The organism is Streptomyces sp. NPDC058650 (assembly GCF_042717315.1).
Classification (GTDB): Bacteria; Actinomycetota; Actinomycetes; order Streptomycetales; family Streptomycetaceae; genus Streptomyces.
In genome coordinates, this window is the sequence record NZ_JBHXRL010000006.1 from 1 (window position 1) to 14,541 (window position 14,541).

Genomic DNA, 14,541 nt, shown 5'->3' on the forward strand with positions numbered 1-14,541 from the left:
CCTCCGGGCTTCCCTTCGGTACTTCGTGTTCTTGCGTTTCCGACTCTATCAGATCTTTCCGATCCGATTTCCTCGGTGCTTTCCGGTCCCTTTTGCTTTCGCTCCGGGCCCTTCCGGCGTGTTCACTACTTTAGCTGATTTCCCTGGTGACTCATAATCGAGTCATTCGAAACAAATTTCGGGAATGCCGAAATGCGCCCCTGCTGGGGAATCATCGTGTGTAGTGGATGGCCGCTGCGGGGTGCTTGAACAAGCAGGTCCGTTTCCAGCGGCTCGGGCTACGTTAGGCGATCGGGCGGCCGGAGTCAAGGTTGCGCTTCCGGGGCGTGTGGGCGCGGTAGGGGCTCACCGTCGGGTCGTCGGTGAGCCAGAAGCGCCAGGGGTGGGGGGCGCCGTCGCCGCCCACGCCCGTGCGGGGGCCGCTGCTGAGGGCCTCCGGGGCGGGTGGCGTGCCGGTCAGCAGGGAGAGCGGGGCTTCGGGGCCGGCGCAGGTGTCCGTGCCGTTCAGGGAGAGGGCGACGTCCAGGGCCGTGGCCAGGCGGGCGGGGCCCTTGGCCAGCTCCGTGTCGTGGCGGGCCGAGCGGCGGCGGGCGCGGGCCTGCTCGGCGCCCGTCAGGATCTCGCCTGCGCGCAGGAGGACTCCGCTCGCCTCGCCCTCGGGGCCGCAGACCAGGTTGAGGCAGTGCCACATGCCGTAGGTGAAGTAGACGTACGCGTGTCCGGGCGGGCCGAACATGACGGCGTTGCGTGCGGTGCGGCCGCGGAAGGCGTGCGAGCCGGGGTCGATCGCGCCGGCGTACGCCTCCACCTCCGTGAGGCGTAGCTCGATCCTTCCTTCGGCCGAGTTCCGGACGAGGGTGCGGCCGAGCAGGTCGGGGGCGACCTCGAGGACGGGGCGGTCGAAGAAGGCCCGCGGGAGCGGCGTACGGGAGGGGGTGTCGCTCATGGCGGCCGAGCGTAGTGGCAGGCGGCGGGGAACCGGCTACGGTCGTCGCGCGTATGTAGAGGTCAGTACCGAGAAGGAGTGGAAGTCATGGGATTCAAGAAGCTGCTCGCGAGCCTGGGTGCCGGTGGGGCCACCGTGGAGACCGTGCTCTCCGAGGCGAACGTGGTTCCCGGCGGTGTCGTCCAGGGTGAGGTGCGGATCCAGGGCGGCAGTGTCGACCAGCAGATCGAGGCGCTCTCCGTCGGGCTGCAGGCGCGGGTCGAGGTCGAGGGTGGCGACCAGGAGCACAAGCAGGACGTCGAGTTCCTCAAGGTGCGTCTGGGTGGTGCCTTCGAGGTGAAGGCGGGGGCGGTGCACGTGGTGCCGTTCGGTCTCGAGGTGCCGTGGGAGACGCCGGTGACCTCGATCGCAGGTCAGCAGCTGCACGGCATGAACATCGGCGTGGTCACCGAGCTGGAGATCGCCCGGGCCGTGGACTCCGGCGACCTGGACCCGATCAACGTGCACCCGCTGCCGGCGCAGCAGGCGATCCTGGACGCCTTCATCGGTCTGGGCTTCCGCTTCAAGAGTGCGGACATGGAGCGTGGGCACATCCGGGGGACGCGGCAGAAGCTGCCCTTCTACCAGGAGATCGAGTTCTTCGCGCCGCAGCAGTACCGCGGGCTGAACCAGGTCGAGGTCAGCTTCGTCGCCGACGACCGTGAGATGGACGTCGTCCTGGAGATGGACAAGAAGCCGGGTCTGTTCGGCGAGGGCAGCGACTCGTTCCGTGCGTTCAAGGTGGGGCTGCACGACTTCCACACGACCGACTGGGCCGCCTACCTGAACCAGTGGCTCGCCGAGGTCGGCGGCCGCCGCAACTGGCTCTAGGGTCGGCCGAAAAAAGCCGGAAAAGCAACGACAGGCGATACGGAGGTTCCACGTGTCCGAGGGCAAGAGGGCGCCGCTCCCTCACGATTTCCATCCGCCGGTGGCGGCGTTCACGGTGGTGAGCGACGACGTCACGCCGGGCGGGGTCCTGAAGGACGCTCAGGTGTACGCGGCGGGGAACACCTCTCCGCACCTGCGCTGGACAGGCTTCCCGGCGGGGACGAAGAGCTTCGCCGTCACGTGCTTCGACCCGGACGCCCCGACGGGCAGCGGGTTCTGGCACTGGGTGCTGTTCGACATCCCGGTGTCGGTGACGGAGCTGCCCGTGGGTGCCGGGTCGGGGTCGTTCGAGGGGCTGCCGGCCGGCGCCGTGCACGTCCGGAACGACTACGGCGCGAAGGAGTTCGGCGGCGCCGCTCCCCCGGCCGGGGACCCCGCGCACCGGTACGTCTTCACCGTGTACGCCGTGGACAGCGAGAAGCTCGGGCCGGACGCCGGTGCCTCGCCGGCGGCCATCGGTTTCAACCTGCGCTTCCACACGCTGGGACGTGCCCAGTTGGTCGGTGAGTACGCGGCTCGCGCGGCGGTCTGATCGTTCGTTTGTTGTTTGCCCGCTTCTGGTCTTGGAGAGATCAGAAGCGGGCATCTTTCGTTACGCGGGAAATTGCGTTGTCCGACCCCGGCCGGCCCGGCCATCGTTGATCCAGGCCCCGCGCCCCGCTCCGGGGTGGGGCCGGCACACGGGAGGTGGGCACAATGCGGGACACACTGGTACTCAACGCAAGCTTCGAGCCGCTTTCGACGGTCACACTCAACCGTGCGGTGGTGCTTGTCCTGCAGGACAAGGCCGTCGTCGAGCAGGCCCATCCCGAGCTGCGGGTGCGTGGTGCCGCCGTCGATCTTCCGGTGCCGCGGGTGATCAGGCTCTGCCGGTACGTACGGGTGCCGTTCCGAAGACACGCCCCGTGGTCGAGGCGGGGGGTGTTGGTCAGGGACCAACACCGGTGCGCGTACTGCGGGAGGCGGGCGACGACCGTCGACCACGTCGTGCCGCGTGCCCAGGGGGGCGGGGACAGCTGGCTGAACACCGTCGCGTCCTGCGCCGAGGACAACCACCGCAAGGCCGACCGGACGCCGGAGCAGGCGGGGATGCCGCTGCTGCACGAGCCGTTCGTGCCGTCGCCCGCGGACGCGATGCTGCTCGCCATGCGGGCGGGTGAGCGGTCCGAGCTTCCGGAGTGGCTGGCGAACTCGGCCGCGTAGACCGTCTCGTACGGTGTGGGCCGTCTCGTACGGTGTGAGCCCGCCTTCCCCGATGTGGGAGGCGGGCTCTTCCGTGGACCGGGCTACTTCAGCGTCAGCTGGAGGATCGCGACGACGCCGACCGCGATGATCACTCCGCGCAGGACGGACGGCGACAGCTTGCGTCCGACCTTGGCGCCGATCTGGCCGCCGACGGTGGAGCCGACGGCGATGAGGAGAACGGCCGTCCAGTCGAACTCGGCGACGAAGAGGAAGAAGACGGCGGCGACGCCGTTGACGAGGGCACCGAGGACGTTCTTGACGGCGTTGATGCGCTGCAGGGTGTCGTGGAGCAGCAGGCCCATCAGGGAGAGGTAGAGCACTCCCTGGGCGGCGCCGAAGTATCCGCCGTACATGCTGGCCAGGCAGAGGCCGACGAGGAGGACGGGGCCGCCGTCGGGGTGGGCCACGGTGCCGGTCTGTTCGCGGCGTCGCCGCACGGCGGCGGCGATGCGGGGCTGGAGCAGGACCAGGACGAGCGCGATGCCGATGAGGACGGGGACGATCGCGTCGAAGGCCTCGGACGGCAGGGCGAGGAGCAGGATCGCGCCGATGAGGCCGCCGAGGAGGGCCACGCCGCCGAGGCGGAGGATACGGGCCTTCTGGCCCTTCAGTTCGTGGCGGTAGCCGATGACTCCGCTGATGGCACCGGGGACGAGGCCGAGGGTGTTGGAGACGTTCGCGGTGATCGGGGGGAGCCCGGTCGCGAGGAGGACCGGGAACGTGATGAGCGTTCCCGATCCCACGATGGTGTTGATGGTGCCGGCGCCGATACCGGCCGCGAAGATCGCCAGCGCTTCCCAGATGGACAACGCCATCTCCTTACATGGTCAGTGAGTCGCCTCCCCGCTCCGACGTCGTCGGGGTCGAGGGGCTCGCACCGATCATGCACGAGATTTAGGTGTACGTGTCAGTCAACCGGGGGTTCTTCTCGCCGGTCGGACCGGGCGCCGTCCTTGGTGTTGAATCCGGGGACGCCGCCGCCGACGTTGCCGAAGGCGCCGGAGAGGCCCTTGAGGGCGTCGCCGATCTCGCTGGGCACGATCCAGAGCTTGTTGGCGTCGCCCTCGGCGATCTTCGGGAGCATCTGGAGGTACTGGTACGAGAGGAGCTTCTGGTCCGGGTCGCCCGCGTGGATGGCCTCGAAGACCGTACGGACGGCCTGGGCCTCGCCCTCGGCGCGCAGGGCGGCAGCCCTGGACTCGCCCTCGGCACGGAGGATCGCGGACTGCTTCTCGCCCTCGGCGGTGAGGATCGCGGACTGGCGGGTGCCCTCCGCGGTGAGGATCGCGGCGCGCTTGTCGCGCTCGGCGCGCATCTGCTTCTCCATCGAGTCCTGGATGGAGGTCGGCGGCTCGATCGCCTTGAGCTCGACGCGGTTGACGCGGATGCCCCACTTGCCGGTGGCCTCGTCGAGGACGCCGCGCAGTGCCGCGTTGATGTCCTCGCGGGAGGTAAGGGTCCGCTCCAGGTCCATGCCGCCGATGACGTTGCGCAGGGTGGTGACGGTGAGCTGCTCGATCGCCTGGATGTAGCTGGCGACCTCGTAGGTCGCGGCCCGGGCGTCGGTCACCTGGTAGTAGATGACCGTGTCGATGTTGACGACGAGGTTGTCCAGGGTGATCACCGGCTGCGGCGGGAACGGGACGACCTGCTCGCGCAGGTCGATCCGGTTCCGGATCGAGTCGATGAACGGGACGACGATGTTCAGTCCGGCGTTGAGCGTGCGGGTGTAGCGGCCGAAGCGCTCCACGATCGCCGCGCTCGCCTGCGGGATGACCTGGATCGTCTTGACCAGGGCGATGAAGACGAGCACCACCAGAATGATCAGGACGATGATGACTGCTGACATCGTGTTCCCCGTGCCCTTCGATACCGGTTGAGTGCCGGATGGCTTTCGATGATCCAGATCGAGTTTCCCAGACGGCGGAACGTCATGGGCGAGGTTCGGTCATATGACGTGTGGTCACATGACCACGGCCGTCGCGCCGTCGATCTCCACGACGTCGACCTGGTCACCCGGTTCGAAGGTCTGCCCGCTGTCGAGCGCGCGGGCGGACCAGATCTCGCCCGCGAGCTTGATACGGCCGCCACCACTGTTGTCGACCCTTTCCAGGACGACGGCCTGACGCCCCTTCAGGGCGTCGACGCCGCTGGCCAGTCGGGGCCGGTCGTCGCGGTGACGGGCGGCGATCGGGCGGACCACCGCGATCAGTGCCACGGAGACGACGGCGAAGACGATCACCTGAGGGGTGATGCCGAAGCCGAGCGCGGCGGTCACCGCCCCCGCGACCGCGCCGACGGACAGCATGCCGAACTCCGGCATCGCGGTCAGGACCAGCGGAATGCCGAGCCCCACCGCGCCGATCAACCACCAGACCCACGCGTCGATGTCCACGTGGTCATGGTAGGGCGGTGGGGACCTTCCGGGACAGGGCGCGGGCGGCTGTGCGGGACGCCGGCGCTCCGGTCCGCTACTTCAACGGCAGGCCCTGGGCGGTCCAGCGGTCGCCGACGCGCTCGACGACGAGCGGCAGGCCGAAGCAGTGCGAGAGGTTGCGCGAGCTGAGCTCGGTCTCCACGGGGCCGGCGGCGAGGACCTTGCCCTGACGGATCATCAGGACGTGGGTGAACCCGGGGGCGATCTCCTCGACGTGGTGCGTGACCATGATCATGGAGGGGGCGTACGGGTCGCGGGCGAGGCGGCCGAGACGGCGGACGAGGTCCTCGCGGCCGCCGAGGTCGAGGCCGGCGGCGGGCTCGTCGAGGAGGAGGAGCTCGGGGTCGGTCATCATCGCGCGGGCGATCAGGGTGCGCTTGCGCTCGCCCTCGGAGAGGGTGCCGAACTTGCGGTCCAGGTAGTCGTTCATGCCGAGGCGGTCGAGGAAGGCCTTGGCGCGCTCCTCGTCGACCGGGTCGTAGTCCTCGTGCCAGGTGGCCGTCATGCCGTACGCGGCGGTGAGGACGGTCTGGAGGACGGTCTGGTCCTTGGGCAGCTTCTCCGCCATGGCGATGCCGGCCATGCCGACGCGGGGGCGGAGTTCGAAGACGTCGGTGCCGACGCCGCCGAGCCGCTCGCCGAGGATCGTGGCGGTGCCCTTGGTGGGGAAGAGGTAGCTGGAGGCGATGTTCAGGAGGGTGGTCTTGCCGGCGCCGTTGGGCCCGAGGATCACCCAGCGCTCGCCCTCCTTGACCGACCAGGAGACCTCGTCCACCAGAGCCCGTCCGCCGCGGACCACGGATACGTCCACCAGCTCCAGTACATCGCTCATGAGCGCGTTGTCTCCCCTTGCGGTCGAGTCGTGTCGTCGCCTTGCACCGATGGGCGCGGCGTCCAGGGGAAAACCTACGTTATCGACGGAGCGGGCCGGTCCCTAGGGCTTCCTTTGAGTCCTTAGTCTGGGGGGATGCTTTCGGAACCACGCTCAGGACGCCTGGCCGCCTGGGGCAATGCCCTGCTTGCCGGGGCGGTGTCGCCGGACGACGCGGCGCTGGCCATTGTCGGGGAGGACGCGGTGCACCGCGTGGAGGGGCTGCCGGGTGAGGCGGCGCCGGTGGGGCTGACGCTGGCGCTGGGCCGGCTGCGGCGGCTCGGGGTGACCGGGTGGCGGGTGGCGCTGCCGGCGCCGGGGCATCCGCTGGGGCTGAGCGGGCCGCCGGAGTTCAACGCGCGCGCCCTGGAATCGGAGGAGGCCGTGGTGGGCTTCGGCGCGCCGTACGGTCTCGTGCCGGAGGTCTCGGAGGCGGGGCCGGTGGGCGACGTGCATGTGGAGGTCGTCTGGCGCTGTCTCGCGGTGCGGGAGGCTCCGCCGGCGGACGTGCCGACGCTCGGTGAGGCGGAGCGGGAGCTCGCGGAGGCGCTGCGGGACGCGACGGCGGTGCTGACGCGGCTGGACGTGGCGGCCTCGGGCCCTGCGGCGGACGTGGCGCGCGCGGCGTACCGGGCGCGGGCGGAGGTGGGGCGCGAGGTGCTGGCCCCGGGGTACCCGCCGCGGGCGGTGCGCGTGCTCGAGCTGGCCCAGCGGATCGGCCTGCTTGTGGACCTGGCGTACGACCACGGGCACGGGGGCGCGGTGAGCGCTTCGGAAATGGCGGCGCGGGGGGAGGCGCTGCGGCCGGTGGAGCGGGTCGCCCGGCGGGCGCAGGTGGCCGCGTACAACGCGTACGTGGAGGAGCGGGAACGGGAGAAGGAACGCGAGCGGGGGGTCTGAACCCCGGTCCACACCTCGGCGGTCGGAGACCGCCGCAGCGGCCCGAAGCCCGGGAGGCCCGCCAGGGCCGAGCGGTGCGAGGGGTGCGTCGGAAAAGGGGCCGGCCCCCGGGGGGATCGTCCGGGGGCCGGTGGTTCTGGGGTGGCTCAGCCGTTGAGGGCGTGGTTGCCGAAGGCCGGGTTGAGCAGGCCGATCACGTTGACCGTGTTGCCGGAGACGTTCACGGGGACGTGGACCGGGACCTGCACCAGGTTGCCGGACGCGACGCCCGGCGAGTTGAGGGCCTTGCCGTCGGCCTCGGCGCCGTGGGCGGAGGCGGCACCCGCACCGGCGGCGATGATGCCACCGGCGATCATGGTGACGGCAGCGGCCTTCTTGAGGTTCTTCACTTGGTACATCCTCCTGGTCATCGCTGCGGCAGGTCCGCCGCAGCACGCCATGGAGAACGCCGCCGCCCCCGCCGGGTTGCGCCGAACGGGGGATATACACCCGACGGTATGAAGGACTGAACGGTCGTGCGCCCGGAGTGTCAGGGGGCGCACACGGAGCGCGGGTCAGTCGGTGAGGCCGTGTCTGACCGCCCAGAGCGCGGCTTGGGTGCGGTCCGCGAGGTCGAGTTTCATCAGGATGTTCGAGACGTGTGTCTTGACCGTCTTCTCGGAGAGGACGAGCGCGCGGGCGATCTCGCGATTGGACCGGCCGTCGGCGATCAGGCCGAGGACCTCGCGCTCGCGCTCCGTGAGGGTGGTGCCCCGTCCCGTACCGCTCGGGGAGTCCTCCTGGCTGAGGAGCGCTTCGGCGACCTCAGGCTGGAGCAGGACGTGGCCCGCGTGGACGGAGCGGATGGCGCCGGCCAGGGCGTCGGGGTCGATGTCCTTGTAGACGTATCCGGAGGCTCCGGCGCGGAGGGCGGGGACGACCGTGCGCTGCTCGGTGAAGCTGGTGACGATCAGGACCCTGGCCGGGTTGGCGAGCTCGCGGAGCCGCTTCAGCGCCTCGATGCCGTCGGTGCCGGGCATCTTCACGTCCATGAGGACGACGTCGGGGCGGAGCTCCTCGGCGCGGGCGACTCCTTCGGCGCCGTCGGAGGCCTCCCCCACCACCTCTATGTCGTCCTGCACCTCAAGGAAGGTGCGCAGGCCTCGGCGGACGACCTGGTGGTCGTCGACCAGCAGGACACGGATCGGCTTGTCAGCCACCGGGAACCTCCATCTCGATCGTGGTGCCCTCACCGGGGGCCGAGGTCACGGTGAGTCCGCCGCCGACGCCGCCCGCCCGGTCCCGCATGGAGACGAGACCGAGGTGGCGACCGGCGCTGCGGACCGTGCGGGGGTCGAAGCCCTTGCCGTCGTCGGCGACCGTGAGCCGCGCGCCCTGGCCGCTGCGGGCGAGGATGACGGTGACGAGCTCGGCCTCCGCGTGGCGCAGGGCGTTGTGCAGGGCTTCCTGGGCGACGCGGAGCACGGCCTCCTCCTGGGCCGCGGGCAGGGCGCGGATCCCCGGGCTCTCGAAGGTGACCCTGGCGGTGTGGGCTCGGTCCATGACCTGGATCTGGGTGCGCAGGGTGTGGACGAGGCCGTCCTCGTCGAGCGCCGCGGGGCGCAGCTCGACGACCGCCGCACGCAGCTCGTCGGCCGCCTCGGCCGCGAGGAGCGCGACCTGCTGGAGCTCGTCCTTGGCCCGGGCGGGGTCTCGGTCGACGAGGGCGGCCGCGGCCTGGGCCGTGAGCCGGAGCGAGAAGAGCTTCTGGCTGACGGCGTCGTGGAGCTCGTGGGCGAGGCGGGAGCGCTCCTCGGCGATGGTGAGCTCGCGGCTGCGCTCGTACAGCCGGGCGTTGGTGAGGGCGATGGCCGCGTGCTGGGCGAGGATGCCGAGCAGTTCCTCGTCCTCGGCGGTGAAGCCGCAGCCGGCCGTCTCCTTCGGGCAGCGCTTGTTCGCGAGGAAGAGCGCGCCGAGGATCTCGTCGCCGTCCCTGACGGGGAGGCCGAGGAAGTCGGACATCTCGGGGTGGGCGGCCGGCCAGCCCTCGAAGCGGGGGTCCTCGCGGACGTCGGCGAGGCGCTCGGGCTCGGCCTTGTGCAGCATCGCGGCGAGGATGCCGTGCTGCCGGGGCAGCGGGCCGATCTCCTTCCACTGCTCGTCGCTGACGCCGTCGACCACGAACTGGGCGAAGCCGCCGTGGTCGTCGGGGACGCCCAGGGCCGCGTACTCGGCGTCGAGGAGCTCGCGGGCGGAGGCCACGATCGTCTTGAGGACGTCGCGGACCTCCAGATGGCGGCTCATCGCGAGGAGGGCGGTGCTCACGGCGGAGAGGCCGGAGCTCGGTCGATGGCTCATGTGTTCACCGTACCGGCGGGGTGTGACCGTGCGTATCCGCCTGGGGACGGCGCGGGAGGGGGACTCGGGACCTAGGTCCAATGCCCTCGGCGGGCCGGACCCGGGGGCCGAGGCGGCGGGACGGGGCCCGGCGCGAGGGTGGTGCCCGTCGGCGTCGGCAGGTGGTGCCGGACGCCAGGGACACGCACAACGGATGCGGTACGGATACATAGGGGGACGGGTCATGGCTGTCGCGATCGTCACGGGGGCGTCGAAGGGGCTCGGCAGGGCGCTGGCGCACGCGCTGGCCGGGCGGGGCTGGGACCTCGTCCTGAACGCCCGGACGGCGGGGGCGCTGGAGGAGAGCGCGGCGGCGGTGCGCGCCGCGCACGGCACACGGGTGGTCGCGCTGCCCGGCGACGTCGGGGACGCGGCGCACCGGCGGGAGCTGGTGGCCGCGGCCCGGGGGCTCGGCGGGCTCGATCTGCTGGTGAACAACGCGGGCGTGCTGGGCGCCGCGCCGCTCCCCCGCCTTGAGGACCAGCCGCTGGACGGTCTGCGGGCCGCCCTGGAGACGAACGTGGTGGCGGTGCTCGGCCTCGTACAGGAGAGCCTCCCGCTGCTGCGGGCGAGCGCCGCGGGGACGGTGATCGCGCTCAGTTCGGAGGCCGCGGCGGTGCCGTACGCGACGTGGGGCGGGTACGGGGCGTCGAAGGCCGCGGTCGACCTGCTGGTGGCGGTGCTGGCCGTGGAGGAGCCGGAGCTGCGGGTGTGGGCGGTGGACCCGGGTGACATGGAGACGGATCTGTACGCGGCGGCGGTGCCGGAGGGGATCGGTACGCGGCCGGGTCCGGAGTCCGTGGTGCCGGGCTTCCTCCACCTGCTCGACCGGCGGCCGGCCAGCGGGCGGTACGTGGCGCCGGAGCTCGCGGGGGCGGTGGGGTGAGGGCCGGGAAGGGTGAGGGGCGCCTCTGGTACGAGTCCGGCGGCGCCCTTCTCCTCCTTCCGGAGGACCTGCCTCACCGTCTGCATTGCTGCCGCAACGCCTGGTGAGTTTGTTACGTGCCCGATGTGAGCCCGCGCATAGGACCCACATCACTTACGAAGACCCCTAGTGGACGCCAGGAGGCCAGATAGACGCGGAGGAACCTGGCCACAAGGGGCATTCCATGGCCTGTGCACAAGGCCCTGATCCACTACCCGGGATCGTACGTCACACCTTTGCCACACGATTTTGCTGCCGCTAAGAATTGCCCTCGTCGCCGCCGAGCAGGCGCAGCGCCGCCCCCGGCGAGCGACCCCCCAGCGATTCGAAGAGGTAGTCCTGATGTCTGCGAACACCCCCGGCCACAGTCGTGGTCTGAAGAAGACCCACAAGGCCACGATCGCCGGCGTCGCCGCTCTGGGCGCCGCAGCACTCACCCTCTCCCTCGTGCCGGGCAACGGTGGCTCCACCGAGACCGAGCCCCAGGCCCTCTCCGGTACGCAGCAGGTCGCCTGGTCGTACGACGCCGCCAGCCCGCAGGCGAAGGCGCTGGCCGCCAGCGTCACCGAGCAGCAGACCACCATCGGCCTGAAGGCCAAGCAGGAGGCCGACGCCAAGGCGGCGGCGAAGGCGAAGGCCGACGCGAAGGCCAAGGCCGACGCCAAGGCGAAGGCGGACGCGAAGGCGAAGGCGGACGCGAAGGCCAAGGCCGACGCCCGGGCCAAGGCCGCCGCGAAGGCGAACGCCGAGGCCAAGGCCAAGGCGGACGCGAAGAAGCGCGCCGCGGAGAAGGCGGCCGCGAGCCGTTCCGTCGCCCGTACGCCGGTCTTCGCGAACAACCTCGACGGCTGGATCCGCGAGGCGCTGTTCATCATGGACAAGCACGACATCCCGGGCAGCTACAACGGCCTGCACAAGAACATCATGCGCGAGTCCAGCGGCAACCCGCGGGCCATCAACAACTGGGACATCAACGCCATCAACGGCGTCCCGTCCAAGGGCCTGCTCCAGGTCATCTACCCGACCTTCAAGGCCTACCACATCCCCGGCACCAAGTTCGACCAGTACGACCCGGTCGCCAACCTCGTCGCCGCCGCCAACTACGCGGCCGACCGCTACGGCTCGATCGACAACGTCAACAGCGCCTACTGATCCTCCGGTCCTCGCTGTCCGCGGATCCTCCCGGCGTACGCCGAAGGGCGGCACCCCCTGTGCGGGGTGCCGCCCTTCGGCGTGTCGCCTGAGTCGTTACTTGCGCATGACCTCGGGCTCGTGGCGGCGCAGCAGCCGCGCCACGACGACGCAGCAGACGGCCGCCATGAGCAGCTGGACGCCGAGGTCGAAGCCCCACTGGCCGGCCGTGTGCTCCCACAGGGAGTCGGTGTCCGTGGGGTTCTTCGGGTCCCACGGCGGCATGAGGCGGGCCAGGTCGAGGGTGGTGCCGGCGCCGGCGATGCCCCAGCGGGAGGGCATCAGCCAGGCGAACTGCTCCAGGCCGGGCGAGCCGTACACCTGGAAGAGGATGCCGGTGAACACGACCTGGATGATCGCGAACATGACGAGGAGCGGCATGGTCTTCTCGGCGGTCTTCACGAGCGCGGAGATGACCAGGCCGAACATCATCGAGGTGAGGCCGAGGGCGATCACCTGGATGCACAGCTCGACGGCCGGGGGCATGAGGAGGCCCTCGGCGGGCAGAGCGCGGGTGGAGAAGCCGATGCCGCAGATGATGACGCCCTGGAAGGCCGTGATCAGGCCGAGGACGATCACCTTGGACATCAGGTACGCGGAGCGGGAGAGGCCGGTGGCGCGCTCCCGCTCGTAGATGACCCGCTCCTTGATCAGTTCGCGGACCGAGTTGGCCGCGCCGCTGAAGCACATGCCGACCATGAGGATCAGCATGATCGTTCCGGCGTCGCCGTTGAAGCGTGACGGCGCCGTCGGCGAGCCGAGGCCGAAGTCCGCCGGGATGACGACCGAGACCGCGCCGAGGACGGCGGGCAGGATCACCATCAGGCCCAGGAAGCCCTTGTCGGAGGCGATCACGGAGACGTAGCGGCGGATCAGCGTCCACAGCTGCGAGCCCCAGCCCTGCGGCTTCGGCTGGCGGGCCATCGCCTGCTGCGGCATCTGGACCGGCTGCGCGGCGACGGCGTCGATGTCCGCGGCGTACATCTGGTAGTGCTGCGAGCCCTTCCAGCGGCCCGCCCAGTCGTAGTCGCGGTAGTTCTCGAAGGCGGAGAAGACATCGGCCCAGGTGGAGTAGCCGAAGAAGTTCAGCGCCTCCTCCGGCGGGCCGAAGTACGCCACCGAGCCGCCGGGCGCCATGACGAGGAGCTTGTCGCACAGGCCCAGCTCGGCCACCGAGTGGGTGACGACGAGGACCGTGCGGCCGTCGTCGGCGAGGCCGCGCAGCAGCTGCATCACGTCGCGGTCCATGCCCGGGTCGAGGCCGGAGGTCGGCTCGTCCAGGAAGATCAGCGACGGCTTGGTGAGGAGCTCCAGGGCTACGGAGACGCGCTTGCGCTGGCCACCGGAGAGGGAGGTGACCTTCTTCTCCCGGTGGATGTCGAGCTTGAGCTCGCGCAGCACCTCGTCGATGCGGGCCTCGCGCTCGGCCGCGGCGGTGTCGCCGGGGAAGCGGAGCTTGGCCGCGTAGCGGAGCGCCTTCTGGACGGTCAGCTCCTTGTGCAGGATGTCGTCCTGCGGGACCAGACCGATGCGCTGGCGCAGCTCGGCGAACTGCTTGTAGAGGCTCCGGTTGTCGTAGAGGACGTCGCCCTCGTTGGCCGGGCGGTAGCCGGTCAGCGCCTTGAGCAGCGTGGACTTTCCGGAGCCGGACGGGCCGATGACACCGATCAGCGACTTCTCCGGGACGCCGAAGGAGACGTCGCGGAGGATCTGCTTGCCGCCGTCGACCGTCACCGTGAGGTGGCGGGCCGAGAAGGAGACGGAGCCGGTGTCGACGAACTCCTCGAGCTGGCCGCCGACGAGGCGGAACGTCGAGTGGCCGACGCCGACGATGTCCTGCGGGCCGAGGACGGCCGAGCCGCCCTTGGGGATCGGCTGGCCGTTGACGTACGTGCCGTTGTGCGAGCCGAGGTCGCGGATCTCGAAGCGGCCGTCGGGCGTCGCGTGGAAGTCGGCGTGGTGCCGCGAGACCTGCAGGTCGGAGACGACCAGCTCGTTCTCGAGGGCACGGCCGATGCGCATGACGTGGCCGAGGTTCAGCTGGTGGAACGTGGTGGGGCTGCGGTCGGCGTAGGCCGACGACGCCCCCGCGGCGGCGCCGGGGTGGCCGGGCCCCTGGTGACCGTGCGGGCCCTGCGGGCCGCCCTGCTGGTGCGGGACCTGCGGCTGCGCGGGCTGCGGGGCCTGCTCCTGCCAGCCCTGCTGCGGCCCGGCCTGGTGCTGCGGCGGGGCCTGGTGGGTCGCCCAGTCGGCCTGGGCGGCGGCCTGCGCCCCCGCGGCCTGGTGGGCGGCGGCGGGCTGGGCCGCCTGTGCCTGGGCCGGCGGCTGGTGCGCCTGGTGCGCGGGCTGGGCTCCGGCAGCGAGATTCAGCCGGGGGCCGTCGGTCGCGTTGCCCAGGTGGACGGCCGATCCGGGGCCGATCTCCATCTGGTGGATCCGCTGCCCCTGGACGAACGTGCCGTTCGTGGAGCCGTGGTCCTCGATGACCCAACTCCGACCGCCCCAGCTGACCGTGGCGTGTCGCCACGAGACCCTGGCATCGTCGATGACCAGGTCACCCTGCGGATCGCGGCCGAGGGTGTACGACCTGGACGCATCGAGCGTCCAGGTCCTTCCATTCAATTCCAGTACGAGTTCTGGCACTCCATGCCCCACTACTTGTCCCCCGATGTGCTCCCGTCGTCGGGAGTCTAGGGATGGCGAACATCGTGGGGAACTAT

General features: G+C 70.7%; 15 protein-coding genes. 6 read left to right on the plus strand and 9 right to left on the minus strand.

Features of this window, described 5'->3' with window-relative positions; genetic code table 11:
- Positions 1 to 283: 283 nt before the first annotated feature.
- Positions 284 to 946 carry a DNA-3-methyladenine glycosylase gene (locus ACFWWU_RS12220; protein ID WP_384142911.1) on the minus strand — a complete coding sequence of 221 codons (663 nt, stop codon included), beginning with the start codon at positions 944 to 946 and terminating at the stop codon, positions 284 to 286.
- An 87-nt stretch (positions 947 to 1,033) separates the two neighbouring features.
- On the opposite strand from ACFWWU_RS12220, the gene ACFWWU_RS12225 reads away from it, so the two are divergent.
- The 3 genes from ACFWWU_RS12225 (at position 1,034) to ACFWWU_RS12235 (ending at position 3,079) form a co-directional block, all read left to right on the plus strand.
- Positions 1,034 to 1,816: a sporulation protein gene (locus ACFWWU_RS12225; protein ID WP_384142914.1), complete on the plus strand. Its 783-nt coding sequence runs from the start codon at positions 1,034 to 1,036 to the stop codon at positions 1,814 to 1,816.
- A 52-nt stretch (positions 1,817 to 1,868) separates the two neighbouring features.
- On the plus strand, positions 1,869 to 2,408 hold the full coding sequence (locus tag ACFWWU_RS12230; RefSeq protein WP_384142917.1) for a YbhB/YbcL family Raf kinase inhibitor-like protein: 540 nt from the start codon (positions 1,869 to 1,871) through the stop codon (positions 2,406 to 2,408).
- 164 nt (positions 2,409 to 2,572) lie between these two features.
- The gene (locus tag ACFWWU_RS12235; protein WP_024756197.1) at positions 2,573 to 3,079 is read left to right on the plus strand and encodes an HNH endonuclease; all 507 of its coding nucleotides are present in this window, start codon (positions 2,573 to 2,575) and stop codon (positions 3,077 to 3,079) included.
- An 83-nt stretch (positions 3,080 to 3,162) separates the two neighbouring features.
- Here ACFWWU_RS12235 and ACFWWU_RS12240 read toward each other — a convergent pair whose 3' ends face one another.
- The 4 genes from ACFWWU_RS12240 to ACFWWU_RS12255 all read right to left on the minus strand — a co-directional run bounded on the left by ACFWWU_RS12240 (position 3,163) and on the right by ACFWWU_RS12255 (position 6,390).
- Positions 3,163 to 3,936, minus strand: coding sequence for a sulfite exporter TauE/SafE family protein (locus ACFWWU_RS12240; protein WP_384142921.1), 774 nt, complete (start codon positions 3,934 to 3,936; stop codon positions 3,163 to 3,165).
- 92 nt (positions 3,937 to 4,028) lie between these two features.
- Positions 4,029 to 4,970 (minus strand): SPFH domain-containing protein, encoded by a 942-nt coding sequence (locus ACFWWU_RS12245; protein ID WP_384142924.1) that lies wholly within the window; start codon positions 4,968 to 4,970, stop codon positions 4,029 to 4,031.
- A gap of 114 nt (positions 4,971 to 5,084) precedes the next feature.
- Positions 5,085 to 5,516, minus strand: coding sequence for an NfeD family protein (locus tag ACFWWU_RS12250; protein WP_384142927.1), 432 nt, complete (start codon positions 5,514 to 5,516; stop codon positions 5,085 to 5,087).
- Positions 5,517 to 5,592: 76 nt separating this feature from the next.
- Positions 5,593 to 6,390 carry an ABC transporter ATP-binding protein gene (locus ACFWWU_RS12255; RefSeq protein WP_384142930.1) on the minus strand — a complete coding sequence of 266 codons (798 nt, stop codon included), beginning with the start codon at positions 6,388 to 6,390 and terminating at the stop codon, positions 5,593 to 5,595.
- Positions 6,391 to 6,525: 135 nt separating this feature from the next.
- Here ACFWWU_RS12255 and ACFWWU_RS12260 point away from each other — a divergent pair, with 135 nt between their 5' ends.
- The gene (locus ACFWWU_RS12260) at positions 6,526 to 7,329 is read left to right on the plus strand and encodes a hypothetical protein (protein ID WP_384142933.1); all 804 of its coding nucleotides are present in this window, start codon (positions 6,526 to 6,528) and stop codon (positions 7,327 to 7,329) included.
- Positions 7,330 to 7,475: 146 nt separating this feature from the next.
- Here ACFWWU_RS12260 and ACFWWU_RS12265 read toward each other — a convergent pair whose 3' ends face one another.
- The 3 genes from ACFWWU_RS12265 to ACFWWU_RS12275 all read right to left on the minus strand — a co-directional run bounded on the left by ACFWWU_RS12265 (position 7,476) and on the right by ACFWWU_RS12275 (position 9,666).
- A complete protein-coding gene (locus tag ACFWWU_RS12265; RefSeq protein ID WP_024756203.1) occupies positions 7,476 to 7,718 on the minus strand; it encodes a chaplin in 243 nt (80 codons plus the stop codon).
- A 165-nt stretch (positions 7,719 to 7,883) separates the two neighbouring features.
- Positions 7,884 to 8,528, minus strand: coding sequence for a response regulator (locus ACFWWU_RS12270; protein ID WP_384142938.1), 645 nt, complete (start codon positions 8,526 to 8,528; stop codon positions 7,884 to 7,886).
- Complete coding sequence (locus ACFWWU_RS12275) at positions 8,521 to 9,666, minus strand: GAF domain-containing sensor histidine kinase (RefSeq protein WP_384142941.1); 1,146 nt, start codon at positions 9,664 to 9,666, stop codon at positions 8,521 to 8,523. The genes ACFWWU_RS12270 and ACFWWU_RS12275 overlap by 8 nt, the downstream gene beginning before the upstream one ends.
- A gap of 223 nt (positions 9,667 to 9,889) precedes the next feature.
- Here ACFWWU_RS12275 and ACFWWU_RS12280 point away from each other — a divergent pair, with 223 nt between their 5' ends.
- Both ACFWWU_RS12280 and ACFWWU_RS12285 read left to right on the plus strand, forming a co-directional pair.
- Positions 9,890 to 10,591 carry an SDR family NAD(P)-dependent oxidoreductase gene (locus ACFWWU_RS12280; RefSeq protein ID WP_384142944.1) on the plus strand — a complete coding sequence of 234 codons (702 nt, stop codon included), beginning with the start codon at positions 9,890 to 9,892 and terminating at the stop codon, positions 10,589 to 10,591.
- A 381-nt stretch (positions 10,592 to 10,972) separates the two neighbouring features.
- Positions 10,973 to 11,782 carry a transglycosylase SLT domain-containing protein gene (locus tag ACFWWU_RS12285; RefSeq protein WP_384142946.1) on the plus strand — a complete coding sequence of 270 codons (810 nt, stop codon included), beginning with the start codon at positions 10,973 to 10,975 and terminating at the stop codon, positions 11,780 to 11,782.
- A gap of 96 nt (positions 11,783 to 11,878) precedes the next feature.
- Here the strand turns inward: ACFWWU_RS12285 and ACFWWU_RS12290 are convergent, their stop codons facing one another.
- A complete protein-coding gene (locus ACFWWU_RS12290) occupies positions 11,879 to 14,476 on the minus strand; it encodes an FHA domain-containing protein (RefSeq protein ID WP_384142949.1) in 2,598 nt (865 codons plus the stop codon).
- Positions 14,477 to 14,541 lie beyond the last annotated feature (65 nt).

Coding starts and splice junctions, on each gene's coding strand:
- ACFWWU_RS12220 (WP_384142911.1), bottom strand. CDS start 946: ATGAGCGACACCCCCTCCCGTACGCCGCTCCCGCGGGCCTTCTTCGAC.
- ACFWWU_RS12225 (WP_384142914.1), top strand. CDS start 1,034: ATGGGATTCAAGAAGCTGCTCGCGAGCCTGGGTGCCGGTGGGGCCACC.
- ACFWWU_RS12235 (WP_024756197.1), top strand. CDS start 2,573: ATGCGGGACACACTGGTACTCAACGCAAGCTTCGAGCCGCTTTCGACG.
- ACFWWU_RS12240 (WP_384142921.1), bottom strand. CDS start 3,936: ATGGCGTTGTCCATCTGGGAAGCGCTGGCGATCTTCGCGGCCGGTATC.
- ACFWWU_RS12245 (WP_384142924.1), bottom strand. CDS start 4,970: ATGTCAGCAGTCATCATCGTCCTGATCATTCTGGTGGTGCTCGTCTTC.
- ACFWWU_RS12255 (WP_384142930.1), bottom strand. CDS start 6,390: ATGAGCGATGTACTGGAGCTGGTGGACGTATCCGTGGTCCGCGGCGGA.
- ACFWWU_RS12260 (WP_384142933.1), top strand. CDS start 6,526: ATGCTTTCGGAACCACGCTCAGGACGCCTGGCCGCCTGGGGCAATGCC.
- ACFWWU_RS12275 (WP_384142941.1), bottom strand. CDS start 9,666: ATGAGCCATCGACCGAGCTCCGGCCTCTCCGCCGTGAGCACCGCCCTC.
- ACFWWU_RS12280 (WP_384142944.1), top strand. CDS start 9,890: ATGGCTGTCGCGATCGTCACGGGGGCGTCGAAGGGGCTCGGCAGGGCG.
- ACFWWU_RS12285 (WP_384142946.1), top strand. CDS start 10,973: ATGTCTGCGAACACCCCCGGCCACAGTCGTGGTCTGAAGAAGACCCAC.